Here is a 12,495-nt window from a genome sequence, read left to right as displayed (position 1 = left end):
GTCTACCCAGAATTCAGCTCCCTGATTGGCGAGGATTTCTACGAGACGACGCTTGATTATGTCGGAAGGTAAAACCGAGCACAACGCACACGATGGTCTCACCGTGGGGCGATACGCCGAGGGGGGCGCAGATCACGCTGTCTCCCCCCCCCGGCGAGCCCGCCGAGCGGCTTGGATGGACCTGGAAAGCAGTCAACGCGGTGCTATTTCTCGGAGTGGCGGTGATGCTGCTGAGCGTTGGGGGCCAAGTTTTCAGTAGATTCCTCGGTGTCTCGATCACATGGACTGAGGAACTGACCCGCCTTGTTTTCCAATCCATGATGTTCTTGGGAATGGCTGCGGGTTTCCGCACAGCGGCGCACCCACGGGTTGCCTTGTTGGTCGCGCGAGGCCCCGCCTGGGTGAAGAGCGCTAGTGCCCATGTTTACGCCCTTGTGGGAACGGCATTCTTTTTGGTAATCCTGGTCATGGCGTGGGAGCTCATGATTCAGCAGATCAACTCTGGGGAATCAACCCCCGCGCTCGGAGTTGATATGTATATCGTTTCGATAGTACTTATGGTGAGCTGCGTTCTCGCTATTCTCGCGCACCTACAGAGCGTCTACTACTCGAAAGAAATGCGCCGAGCTATCGAGGACGGGGATATTACATCATGAGCTTAACCCTCTTAGTGATTTTTATTGTCTTATTCCTAATGGGTATACCTCTAGCTGTTGCCTTAGGTGTAAGTGTAATTGGAACGATGTTGATATTCGACATCCCGCTTAACATGCTGGCGCAAACTATGTTAAGTTCGATGAACAGTTTCTTGTTGGTCGCTGTCCCGCTTTTCGTTTTGGCGGGAAGCATCATGGCAGGCGGTGGCATTTCGGACCGAATATTTTCGGCCGCCCAGGTAATGTTTGGACGATATCGCGGTGGACTCGGGCACGTGAACGTTGCTGCGAGTGCAGTGTTCGGAGGTATCTCCGGATCCTCGGTTGCCGACGTGGTCAGCCTCGGCAAGATCGAGATCAAGGCGATGACCGATCACAAGTATCCGCGGCCGTACGCCGCGGCGCTAACTATGGCGACTTCGACCCTGTCTTCCGTTATGCCGCCGAGCATCCTGATCATTATTGCGGCGTCAACGGCGGGCGTTTCAGTGGGGGCAGCACTGGCCGGGGGGATCGGTCCAGCAGCAGTGCTGATTGTAGTTTTGATGATCGTTAACTACATCGTCTCTGTCCGCAACAACTACGGGGAAATTACTCGGACTCGCTTCAAAAAGGGACTCGGTATAATTCTCGCGAGCATACCTGCTCTCGGTGGTCCCGTCGTAATTCTCGTCGGTATGTTCGGAGGGGCCTTCACCCCGACGGAAGCTGCAGCCATTGCCGTCTTTTACAGTCTCCTCGTGGGAATTTTTGTGTACCGCGATATGAAATGGCGGGAAATGCCGAAAATGATTATCGACGCGGGGCTGACGTCCGGGACGATTCTCTTCATCGCCATGACGGCCAATGTTGCCACGTATATCTTCACTATCGATGGGCTGCCGGCCCGGGTGAGTAGCTGGATGCTCTCGGTTACCAGTAATCCCATTGTGGTGATGTTGCTGATTGGGCTGATTCTCGTTCTCATTGGCACCATCGTCGATATCGTGGCGGCGATCCTACTGACCGTTCCGATCCTGATGCCTGCCGCCACAGCGGCAGGCATTGATCCGATCCATTTTGTAGTGTTTCTCGTCGCCGCTCTTTCCATAGGTCTGGTGACACCACCAGTGGGCGTTGCGTTGTTCGCCACATCGTATGTGAGCAAACTTCCGATGGAAGTAATCGTCAAGGCAGCGTTGCCATATTACGCAGTTATGTTCGTAGCGATCGGGCTCCTGGCAGTCTTTCCCGACCTCGTTACGTGGCCCGCTGAACTTCTCACCGATTAGTTGACCATTGTCCTCGGCAGTACGCCACCCCTCTACCCCTGAGAAGTAAGGAACCAAAACTGTGAACACCACAACGACGAAATCAGCAAGCAGCTACATCGCCGGAGAATGGGCCGACGCAGAGAACGCGAGTCTCTATAACACGACCGATCCCGGACGCTCGGGCACCACCGTAGCCAGCTACAGTCTGGCAACGTCCGACGACGTCCAGCGGGCGATCATGGCAGCTCATGGTGCTGCTCCAGGGTGGGCGGCGACCACAGCCAATGAACGGATGGAGCTCATTTACGCGCTGCTCGAGAAGTGGCCCTCGCGGCAAAGCGACATGGCCGAGATCGCGACCCGGGAAATGGGCAAAGTCTTCAGTGAGTCCCTCGGCGAAAGTTCCCGGGCCGTCATGGAAATGCGCTTCTGGGCGGGCGAGGCACTCCGACTCGGGGACAGGACCTTCAGTAGCGTGCGCAGCAATACGGACGCCTACTCAATCAGACAGCCTATTGGACCCGTCGCGGCCATCACACCGTGGAATTTCCCGATCCTCACCCCTATCCGGAAAATCATCCCTGCCCTCGTGTGTGGATGCCCGGTGATCCTGAAACCGGCACTACAGAGTCCGGGAGCCTCCGTCATCATGGCCGAGTTGCTCGATGAAATCGGGGTGCCGCCTGGCGTCTTTAACCTCCTCATCGGAGCAGGGCGGGAAATTGGCGACGCGTTGGTCAACAGCCCGGACATCGCAGGGGTCACCTTCACCGGCTCCACCGACGTCGGCCTTGGAATCGCTACAACGGCGGCGCGACGAAACGCCAGAACCCAACTTGAGATGGGCGGAAAAAACGCTGCGGTCGTCTCATCCGCCACCGACGTTGAGCGCGTAGCGACAGAGATAGCGACAGCCGCCTTTACCGCAGCCGGTCAACGCTGCACGGCGATCAGCCGGGTCATTGTCACAGAGGACCTGCGCAGTCGACTCGAAGAGGCATTGGTCCGCCAGGCGCGGACATTCACAGTGGGATACGGACTGGATGAGGCTAGCCGGATGGGGCCGCTGGTTAACACGGACCAGTTCACCCAAGTGCAGCGGTACGTGGAACAAGCCATCGATGACGGTGCGAAGGTCCTCCTGGGCGGGCAGCCCCTGAAGGACCCCGAACTCGGCGAGGGAAACTACTACCCGGCCACTGTCGTCACGGATGTGGAGCCCGGCAGCCCGCTCGCTACCGAGGAGGTCTTCGGCCCGGTGCTAGCTGTGATCCCCGTGGCGGACTTCGACCAGGCTATCGCCGTGGCGAACGAGACCAGGTACGGACTGACCTCGGCAGTCTTCACCGACAACATGGACCTGGCGCACCGTTTCGTCACGGAAGTGCGCAGCGGCATGGTCCACGTTAATCACGGCACCACCAGCGAAGGACACGTGCCGTTCGGTGGCGTTGCCCAGTCCGGGCAGGGAGCTTACGGCATCGGAGACACCTCGAAAGACTTTTTCACCAACCTGAAGATTGTCTACCAGGTGTACGGCCAGTAGCGACGGACGCAGGAGATCCAGGCTTCCCTGCAACTCAACTAAGAAGGAAGAGCAACAGTGAACTACTACAGGAACTTTTCATTTGATCTACAGACCCGAATCGAGTTCGGGGTCGAAATTGTCGAGAGCCTAGCAGAGCAGGTGATCGGCCTCGACGGCAAACAGGTCCTGCTCGTTTCAGACCCTGGCCTGGTGGCCGTGGGCGTAGTGGGGCGCGTCACCGAGATTCTTACCGCCGCGAACCTTGACGTGATCGTTTTCACAGAGGTGGAACCCGAGCCTGAGGCCCGGGGAGTGATGGCAGGCGCCCAGCTGTGCAAGGACGAGGATCGTGACCTTGTGGTAGGCCTCGGTGGCGGCAGTGCTTTGGACACCGCCAAAACCATCGCGCTGATGGCCAAGAACGAGGGCCACATCCGGGACTACGCAGGTTTGAACGTGCCCAGCGAACCGGGCCTGCCCGTCATCGCGGTGCCGACCACCGCCGGCACAGGCAGCGAGTGCGCCGTTTGGTCCGTGATTTCGGAGAAGTCCGTGAACATAAAATACGGCATCGGCGGACGGAACATGACGGCCACTGTGGCGTTGTGCGACCCCTCACTGTTGCTGAGTCTCCCCGCGCGCCTAACCGCGGGCACCGGCGTGGACGCTCTTGCCCACGCGCTCGAGTCCTACGTGAACAAAGCGACCCAGCCAATATCCGAAGCCTTGTCGGAGAAGGCGATGGAACTCATCGCCCGCTCCCTCCGGACCGCCGTCTACAACGGTGCGGAAATCCAGGCGCGATCCGACATGCTCATCGCCTCCACGATGGCTGCCTGTGCGTTCGCTCCCACACGTCTGGGCCTTGCGCACGCCATGGCAATGCCACTAGGCGCGAAAGCCAAGATCCCTCACGGGGACGTCATTTCCATACTTCTGCCCGAGGTCATGCGCTTCAACATGGTGGCCAATCTCGACAAGTTCGCCCGGATCGCACAAATCTTCGGGGCGGATACCCGATCTCTGTCTCGGCGTGAAGCCGCCTCCGCCGGAGTCGAGGCAGTGGCGCAACTGGTGTCGGACATCGGCGCACCGAACAGTCTTTCCGCCTATGGTGTGGCGGAGACTGACCTGGAGGAGTTGGCCGCAGAAAGCATGGAGTCGGGAAATATTGTAGTCAATCCCCGCGCAGTCACGGCGAGCGACCTGGTCGAAATCATGCGGCGGTGCCTGTGAAAGCGACAGGCGGACGAGTTGAAGACAACGTTGTGGAGGGCGCACCCGACGAGAACCGTCCGGTGACATCTGCCAGACTCCAGGAATACTGCGCCGCCATCCTCTCCGCGGCCGGGCTCCCCGACACCGACGCCATTACCGTGGCAATGTCCCTGGTCGACGCAAATCTGCGGGGAGTCCATTCCCACGGCGTCAGCCGCATCCCCATTTATGTAGACCGCCTCCGCCGTGGACTGGTTAACAAGGACCCGCAGGTTAAAGTCGTCCGAGAGACCGGCGGGACACTCGTAGTCGACGGGGACAACGGGATGGGTCAAGTCGTGATGCAACGCAGTTTGGAACTGGCCCAGCAACGACTCCCGGCACATCGAACGGTGTCTGTGGCCGTCCGCGGCTCCAACCACTACGGTTCGGGAGCGTACTTCGCCAGGCAGGCAGCTGCCTTCGACGCGGCGATCTTCCTGTACGGCAACGCCCCCGCCACGATGGCTGCCTTCGGCGGCCGGGACCGGTTCCTTGGCACCAACCCGTACACGTTTGCAGTTCCGGCAGGAGACCGCGAACCGATGGTCCTTGACATGGCCACGAGCGTGGTGGCCCGGGGGAAGATTATCTCAGCCGCACAATCGGGCGACACCATCCCGGAAGGTTGGGCTGTCGACCCGAATGGCATGCCCACCACCGACGCAGACGCGGCCCTGGCCGGCAGCGTCCTTCCCTTCGGGGGGCCCAAGGGATACGGCATCGCTCTCGTAGTCGAGGTCATGGCCGCCATGTTCTCCGGTGCCAACTCAGGGCCGGAGATCGGAGACCTGTACGAGGACCTCGACCGCCCACAGGGCGTGGGCGCCTTCTTCACGCTGTACGACATCGACGCGTTCGTTCCCGTAAAACAGTTCGCCGAACGCATGGAGCTGCTATACAGCGCGATCAAGGACAGCGGGCCTGCCGACGGGGAGGTCCTTCTTCCCGGTGAGTTAGAAGAACGAGCAGCACGCCGCCATTTGCAGGAAGGCATTCTCCTTCCCCCTGCAGTCGTCGCGCAGCTCGAGAACCTCTCACCCGAATCCACGCCCCTGATCTTGTCGACCGACGGACCCCCCAGGAAGTAGGAACAATGAACATCGTTCACCTTTACCCGGTAGCAACGCCGCTTCCCGACGAACTGGTACGCCGGGCTCGCCGGTTGCAGGCCTCTCTGATCAGTGACAGCCAGGAACGAGTTCAGGGAGCCGTGGGCATCGCCCCGGTGGGTGACTGCCTCATGTCCCTGCGCGGAGACTCCATGGTGGGGACGGCCCTGACGGTACGTACGAGGCCAGGCGACAACCTTGCCGTGCACCAGGCACTCGAGCTAGCCCGTCCGGGTGACGTTCTGGTCATCGACGCGCGCGGTGAGGTCACCAACGCGATTCTAGGCGAACTGATGACGTTGTACGCCGCGTCCCATGGAGTGGCTGGCATCGTGGTGGACGGCGCTGTGCGTGACCGGTCCGACCTTTCAGAAGGCCCCATCCCCGTCTTCGCCAAGGGCATTTCCCACATGGGCCCCTATAAGAGTGGCCCCGGGGCCATCCACGGGTCCGTCACCATCGGCGGTTCTGTCGTCCACGACGGGGATCTCGTCGTGGGAGACGCCGACGGGGTCGTCTTCGTGTCCCGACATCGGGCCGAGTCGGTGATAACGGCGGCAGAGGAGGTCGTCGCCAGCGAAGCGAAGCAGCGCGAGGCGATCAGCCGGGGGGAATGGGACCGGTCCTGGATCGACGCCGCAATCAGCCTCGTCCCGACAGAGAATGAGTCCCACAGTGCCTGAGAACCACGTCTTCCTCACCCGTCCCCTACCCGAGAGGGTCATGCACGAGGCCCGAGCGTCGCTTCCCGTGACCTTGACGAGCCACCCCACCAAGGATGTTCCTCCGAACCGGCAGGAATTGATCGAGGGCTGCCGTGGCGCAAGCGGACTCATCGTCATGCTCACCGACCAGATCGACGACGAGGTGTTAGACGCGGCGGGACCGCAACTGCAGGTTATTGCGAATGTCGCGGTTGGTTTCGATAACATTGACGTTGAAGCTGCCTCGCGGCGCGGGATCGTCGTTACCAATACTCCCGGTGTGCTCGATGAAGCTACTGCGGATCTCGCATTCACCCTCCTTCTTACGACGGTGAGACGACTGGTCGAGGCGGACCGCTTTGTGCGCAGCGGGAAACCGTGGAATTGGGGGCCGCAGAGCTTCGTTGGTTTGGACGTCAGCGCCGGCGCGACGCTCGGCATCGTCGGGCTCGGCCGCACAGGTATGGCGGTGGCCCGCCGAGCCCACGCTTTCGGCATGAGCATTGTCGCTACTGGCAGCCGTGCCACGTCGTCCGAAGCTGTGGAAATCGGTGTCGCTGCCTCGGACCTTGAACACTTGCTGGAGATCAGCGATGTCGTCAGCCTCCACTGTCCCCTGACGCCGGATAACCGACACATGATCGGACAGGCCCAGTTGGCCGCTATGAAGCAAGGCAGCTACTTAATTAACACAGCGCGCGGGCCGCTAGTTGACGAAGAAGCACTGGCCGACGCACTAGATAGTGGGCACCTCGCGGGAGCCGGGCTCGACGTCCACGAACATGAACCGCAGATCAACGCCCGGCTTCGCGAGATGGAGCAGGTGGTGCTGCTGCCTCACATCGGTAGTGCCGGATCCGCCACCCGGGACGCCATGGGATCCCTCGCCGTGCGCAACGTTACTGAGGTCCTCTCCGGCCGAGATGCTCTGACCCCGGTCGACCTCCCAAGAGCGAAGGGTTGACCGTTGCTGGATAATGCTAGGGAGTTGCTCCCGTGACCATCCTGATCACTCCTGACAGCTTCAAGGGCACCTACACTGCCGCGCAAGTGGCCGCCCACATCGCACAGGGGGTGCGGGCTGGCGGCCAAAAAGCGGTCGAACAACCCGTCGCCGACGGAGGAGAGGGCACCTATGAGATCTTGCGACAGACAATGGATGCCACCCCAATTTCGGTAGATACCTTTGGCCCGTGGCACGATCCGGTGCGTGCGATTTACGCAATGACCCGCGACGGGACCGCAGTGATCGAACTGGCGTCCGCCAGCGGTCTGACCTTGCCTGCTCCTCGCGGACGTGACCCTTTGACCGCTGACACGTACGGAACCGGTCGGCTCCTAACACACGCGGTCGAACACGGGGCTAGACACATCGTCCTCGCCGCAGGAGGCAGCGCCACCACCGACGGTGGCGCCGGGGCTATCGCTGCCATCGAGGAACACGGCGGCCTGCGCGATGCGCAGGTCACCATCCTTAGCGACGTCACCACGCCGTTTGAAAATGCTGCTGTAGTTTTCGGCCCGCAGAAGGGCGCCGATTCCGACCAGGTGCGCACGCTGACCGCCCGTCTGCACGCCCAGGCTGCCGCGTATCCAAGGGACCCTCGCGGAGTACCTCGCACCGGGGCGGCCGGAGGTTTCAGCGGTGGTATGTGGGCCTGGTACGGCGCGCAGCTGGTCTCGGGTGCAGACTTCGTGCTCGACGCGGTCAGCTTTGACAAAAAAGCGTCCGATGCAGCCGCCATTGTGGTTGGAGAAGGCCGACTCGATTCGCAAACTGGAGAGGGTAAGGTGATTTCTGCGATCTTGGCGCGCTCTGTCGACATACCGGTATATGCCGTGGTCGGATCGATCGATGCACAACTGGGCAAGTACGCCGAAAATTTTGCCGGCATCTTCGTGGCTTCGGAGGCAGAAATGATGACAGAAGCAGGAGAATTCATAGCGAACCAAATTAATGTCTGACGGGCAGTTTGTTCTTCCACGTAGAGGGACAGTTCGTTCAGTGCAGAAACGGGCGCTTCATTCGGGGCATGAGGTGACTTGCTGAATTCTTGGCTGGCAGCGCCTCCAGGCTACTGCCGGGCAGCAGCACGACGACTTTCGGTTGGCGGTATAGATAATTGAAACCATCGGGATACTGCGCCCCATCCGGTTCCCGACACGCACTGGGATGGCCCCCAATAGTGGGGAACTCTCATGGTATTGACCGATACAACGTTGAACGGTTGATTCCGAGGCCGCGTGGGATCACGGATTGGGATTCGCTTTGCAAGGTCATTCCTGGCAGCTTCTGCTCCCAGTCTGCGGCAGTGAAGAACCGGAACCGCATCCCTCGGCCTCCCTGGCCCACGACGATTTCGACTGGGCAGAGAACTACCAGGAGAGCGTGCAAGGAATCCCGGAGGAGGACTTACCGCAGGTCCAGGTGCAGGAGCCGACCGATCAACTCTCTTCATCGCGATATAGGGAGTGAGGGGACTACGAGGAAATCGACGACACCGCGCTCCGGTTCTACGTCCTCATGGGAAACCCCAGATTGCAACGGGCTGCAGTACCGAGTGGAAGAGATCGATGATGAAGTGGCCGTCGCGGTGAGTACCAGCGTGCGCGAGGGCGGAGAAGAGTGGCGGAGGAGGCCGTCAGAGGTGCCTTTGACGTCGGGCTCGAGGAACCCCTGGCGACCGCGACGTCGTCGACCTCAGCCAGACCTTTGCACTCAGGCGATTCCATCTGGCGCCTCGATGTCTGACTACTAAGTTCTTCTGACTCTCACCGGCGGGGGTCGCTCTGGTCGATGGCAGGAAGACAGTGCGGCTATGGAGTCTCGATGCAGCACGGCATCTGTAAGTCGCGCAGTCCGGTGGACCTGAAGACCGTCCCAGTGCCTTGGTTGTGGGACACCCTCCGCCCTCAATCGTTCGACCGCAGAACCATCGACGAGTCTGTGTACCACAAGTTATCCCCACTAATACGTCTCACCTACGCCGTACGGTTTTGATTATTGGTACTCTCGGTCCATGGAATTGGGATATGCGCGGGTCTCGACAGCGAAGCAAGACCTCGATCGGCAGATCGATGCGCTGCGCGAGGTCGGTATCGCAGCTGAGCGGATCTATGTGGACAAGAAGTCCGGGTCTACCGTCAACCGGCCCGGACTCACTGCTGCGCTGGAGTATGCCCGCGAGGGGGATGTGATCGTGGTCCACACTCTGGACCGGCTGGGGCGCACTGTGCGGGACACGTTGAACCTGATCCATGACCTCGCTGAGAGGGGAGTGGGGGTCCGGAATCTGGCCGATCCGATTAAGGTCGACTCCTCGAACCCGGAGGATCCGATGGCGCAACTAGCCGTGGTGCTGCTGGCCCTGTTCGGACAGATGGAACGGACTTACACGGTGGAGCGCGCGGCGCACGCGAGGGCAGTGGCGACAGCAAAGGGTCGCCGGGTGGGCCGGCCTTCGGTGGTGGACCCGGACAAGCTGGCCTACGCGGAGCACCTGCGCGAGTCCGGGCACACGATCGCGGAGATCGTCACTAAGACTGGAATCACCAGGACGAGTCTGTATCGGCACCTGCCACCACGCCCAGCTGAATCTGTAACCGCTGAACCCGAACCCCCGACCGTCTCCGGTCAATAGATCTGACCTCTCCATGTCGGGCGCTGATATGTGGGACCGGACTCAGTTCTCGGATTGGGCGATGAGTTGGGCCGCGTGATCGCGGAGGTATTCGCGTAGTTCCGGAAGGGCGAACTCGAAGCGACCATATGTGGCGGCGGGTTGGATCATGCCGGCCCGAATGAGTCGATCCCGGTAGACGCTGATGTAGTTGCTTCCTTCGCCCATACGGGTCTGCATATCGATGGCGCGAGTTGGTCCGCTGTCTTGAGACATATGCGTCAGGAAGGTGCGGTCCACTGGGGAGAGGTCGGCCAGGGCGGGGGCGTGAACGAGGTCCCCGAGTCGCTTTCGAGCTTTGTCCCGCCCGGCGGCAACGTGGGAGCTGGTGACTTCACCAGTCTTGCCGATGCGCCAGGTGTGGTAGCCAACGAGCTGGATCATGAAAGGGTAGCCCCCGGTTGCCTGCGCGCACTCCATGGCCACTTCGGGCGAGACGCTGCGGCCTGCTTCGGTAAGAGTCTGCTCGAAAGCTGCTGCGACGCTGTGCAGCGGGACTTCCTCTAAGGAGGTGCGTTCGGCTCGACGCATGAAGGTGCTGACTTTGGGGCGCTGGGCGTTATCAGAGATCATCCTCTCGACAGCCTGGGGGATCCCGGCCATGAGAAGCCCGACAGGGCGGTCTTCCCTGATCAGGTGCTGGGTAATAGCGGTCAGTTCCTCGAGCTCTGATTGAGGGATGGTGTGGATCTCATCGACGGTAATGATCAGCCCGGTCTCGCCGTCGTGGAGATCGAGGGCATCGCAGAGCATGCCGATCTCCTCACGCAGTCCAGGTGCCGCTCGGTCGGGGGACTCCAGGTCCAGGTTTGCGCCACCGAAGGGTCCCAGGCTGATTCCTGCGCCGGTGATTTTCCGCCGAGATGGTTGGCCGAGTTCTTCGCGGTGCCGTCGCACCGCGCTGGTGAGTCGCTGGATCAGTTTCGGGGTGGCGGTCTCGTCGATGACGATCCAGCCCTGCTGCCGAGCACGGCGCCCCATCTCGGTGAGCATGACGGTCTTTCCGACTCCTCGGGCTCCGGTGATGAACTGCAGCAGGTAGGGAGAGCCGGCGCCGTCTTCTAGAGCTTCATCCAGATCTTCTAGTACGGAGTCACGACCGACCAGCACCGGTGGGGTTGCTCCGGCAGTGGGTTTGAAGGGATTGCGGGCCATTGTGTCTCCAGAGCGTCAGGGTGCATGTCTACCTTTGAGTCCTTTATATCCTTTATAACTGGAGTCGTCCATGCGTGTACTGATTCTTTCGGGGCAGCTGATCAATGCAGGGCAGGTCGTCTCAGCTGTGTTCTTCCAGCAGACCCGAAGCCGGAGTCGGGGGCAAGCACAGGTGCAGACAGGAGTAGCCGTGTGAAGGAGCACATGAGAAAGGCGTAGTTTTATAGGACACTCAGCAGGCTCTCTGCTGCACACCTTGAGCTCCGCGGGAATTCGGGACCTGTGGTGTCTCAATAAGTCATCTCGACGTAATGTGTCTCAGAAGATATCGACGCACACATTTGTGGGGCATTCTTGCCGTATGAGGCTTTTGGGGTACACGCGAGTCAGCACGGCAAGTCAAGATTCACAGCTGCAGGTCGATGCACTGCTGAAGGAGGGGGTGCAACGTCGAGATGTGTTCTTTGATGTCACCTCCGGATCTAAGACCGCGATCTCTCGTCCCGGGATGAAGAGGTTGCTGGAGTATGCAGAGTCCGGGGACACAGTGGTGGTCTGGCGAGTCGACCGACTGGGGCGTTCGTTGATCGACGTACTGAATACGGTGAATCTTTTCCGGGATAGGGGAGTGGCGGTGAAGTCCATCAGTGATGGGATTGATCCTGCGACCTCGACGGGTCGGTTGATGTTGAACATGTTGGCCACCTTGGCGGAGTACGAGCGTGAGCTCATCACTGAGCGAGTCAACGCTGGCATTGCGGCTGCGAAGCAGAGCGGCACACGGTTCGGCCGCCCACCGACGGACCCTGCGGTGATCGCGGAGAAGCTCCGGGTGGTTCAGGAGGCCCGGGCTCGAGGTCGGACTGCGAGTGAGGCGGCGAAGTTGGTGGGATGGAGTAGGGCCACTTTCTATCGACACCAGGGGTCATAGTCGCTGGCTGGAGTCCCCAACAGGCACCAGTCGAGAGGGTGGCTGTGTTGCGGCTGGCTTCCTGATGTTTTGGACCTAGTTGGCTGTGTTTGCGGGCCACCGCACGGCGGTGTCGCAAAATGATGGGGTCTGCCGCACGAATAGGTGACAGTTAAAGTCACGCCGCGAGAGCGACGCCGGTGTTCATGATTGCTTCGTACTCCACAGGGGTCAATCCCG

At 60.6% G+C, this 12,495-nt stretch carries 11 protein-coding genes; 10 read left to right on the top strand and 1 reads right to left on the bottom strand.

The genetic code is table 11. From position 1 onward, the window contains the following. Positions 1 to 92: 92 nt before the first annotated feature. The 9 genes from BCL67_RS14495 to BCL67_RS14455 all read left to right on the top strand — a co-directional run bounded on the left by BCL67_RS14495 (position 93) and on the right by BCL67_RS14455 (position 10,151). Positions 93 to 656 (top strand): TRAP transporter small permease, encoded by a 564-nt coding sequence (locus BCL67_RS14495; protein ID WP_106124120.1) that lies wholly within the window; start codon positions 93 to 95, stop codon positions 654 to 656. Continuing rightward, the gene (locus BCL67_RS14490) at positions 653 to 1,927 is read left to right on the top strand and encodes a TRAP transporter large permease (protein WP_106124119.1); all 1,275 of its coding nucleotides are present in this window, start codon (positions 653 to 655) and stop codon (positions 1,925 to 1,927) included. Before BCL67_RS14495 ends, BCL67_RS14490 begins: the two co-directional genes overlap by 4 nt. 61 nt (positions 1,928 to 1,988) lie before the next feature. After that, a complete protein-coding gene (locus tag BCL67_RS14485) occupies positions 1,989 to 3,455 on the top strand; it encodes an aldehyde dehydrogenase family protein (RefSeq protein WP_106124118.1) in 1,467 nt (488 codons plus the stop codon). A gap of 57 nt (positions 3,456 to 3,512) precedes the next feature. Further along, positions 3,513 to 4,673 (top strand): iron-containing alcohol dehydrogenase, encoded by a 1,161-nt coding sequence (locus BCL67_RS14480; protein ID WP_106124117.1) that lies wholly within the window; start codon positions 3,513 to 3,515, stop codon positions 4,671 to 4,673. After that, positions 4,664 to 5,785: an Ldh family oxidoreductase gene (locus BCL67_RS14475; RefSeq protein ID WP_106124116.1), complete on the top strand. Its 1,122-nt coding sequence runs from the start codon at positions 4,664 to 4,666 to the stop codon at positions 5,783 to 5,785. The genes BCL67_RS14480 and BCL67_RS14475 overlap by 10 nt, the downstream gene beginning before the upstream one ends. Before the next feature lie 5 nt (positions 5,786 to 5,790). Next, positions 5,791 to 6,489, top strand: coding sequence for an RraA family protein (locus BCL67_RS14470; protein ID WP_106124115.1), 699 nt, complete (start codon positions 5,791 to 5,793; stop codon positions 6,487 to 6,489). Continuing rightward, positions 6,482 to 7,474, top strand: coding sequence for a 2-hydroxyacid dehydrogenase (locus tag BCL67_RS14465; RefSeq protein WP_258175112.1), 993 nt, complete (start codon positions 6,482 to 6,484; stop codon positions 7,472 to 7,474). The genes BCL67_RS14470 and BCL67_RS14465 overlap by 8 nt, the downstream gene beginning before the upstream one ends. 32 nt (positions 7,475 to 7,506) lie before the next feature. Then, positions 7,507 to 8,475 (top strand): glycerate kinase, encoded by a 969-nt coding sequence (locus BCL67_RS14460; RefSeq protein ID WP_106124113.1) that lies wholly within the window; start codon positions 7,507 to 7,509, stop codon positions 8,473 to 8,475. A 1,055-nt stretch (positions 8,476 to 9,530) separates the two neighbouring features. Further along, a complete protein-coding gene (locus BCL67_RS14455) occupies positions 9,531 to 10,151 on the top strand; it encodes a recombinase family protein (RefSeq protein ID WP_106124112.1) in 621 nt (206 codons plus the stop codon). 42 nt (positions 10,152 to 10,193) lie between these two features. On the opposite strand, the gene BCL67_RS14450 is transcribed toward BCL67_RS14455, so the two are convergent. After that, complete coding sequence (locus BCL67_RS14450; RefSeq protein WP_106124111.1) at positions 10,194 to 11,345, bottom strand: ATP-binding protein; 1,152 nt, start codon at positions 11,343 to 11,345, stop codon at positions 10,194 to 10,196. Positions 11,346 to 11,706: 361 nt separating this feature from the next. Between BCL67_RS14450 and BCL67_RS14445 the strand changes: the two genes are divergently transcribed. Continuing rightward, positions 11,707 to 12,276, top strand: coding sequence for a recombinase family protein (locus tag BCL67_RS14445; protein ID WP_106124110.1), 570 nt, complete (start codon positions 11,707 to 11,709; stop codon positions 12,274 to 12,276). The last annotated feature ends 219 nt before the right edge of the window (positions 12,277 to 12,495 follow it).

The sequence above is a fragment of the Nesterenkonia sandarakina genome (assembly GCF_003003175.1).
Classification (GTDB): domain Bacteria; phylum Actinomycetota; class Actinomycetes; order Actinomycetales; family Micrococcaceae; genus Nesterenkonia; species Nesterenkonia sandarakina_A.
Note: the sequence above shows the minus strand (reverse complement) of the source record. Positions and strands in the feature narration are given on the sequence as shown.

What these genes read in the sequence shown, in the direction of transcription:
- BCL67_RS14495 (WP_106124120.1), top strand. Translation starts at nt 93, where the DNA reads ATGGTCTCACCGTGGGGCGATACGCCGAGGGGGGCGCAGATCACGCTG.
- BCL67_RS14490 (WP_106124119.1), top strand. Translation starts at nt 653, where the DNA reads ATGAGCTTAACCCTCTTAGTGATTTTTATTGTCTTATTCCTAATGGGT.
- BCL67_RS14470 (WP_106124115.1), top strand. Translation starts at nt 5,791, where the DNA reads ATGAACATCGTTCACCTTTACCCGGTAGCAACGCCGCTTCCCGACGAA.
- BCL67_RS14455 (WP_106124112.1), top strand. Translation starts at nt 9,531, where the DNA reads ATGGAATTGGGATATGCGCGGGTCTCGACAGCGAAGCAAGACCTCGAT.
- BCL67_RS14450 (WP_106124111.1), bottom strand. Translation starts at nt 11,345, where the DNA reads ATGGCCCGCAATCCCTTCAAACCCACTGCCGGAGCAACCCCACCGGTG.
- BCL67_RS14445 (WP_106124110.1), top strand. Translation starts at nt 11,707, where the DNA reads ATGAGGCTTTTGGGGTACACGCGAGTCAGCACGGCAAGTCAAGATTCA.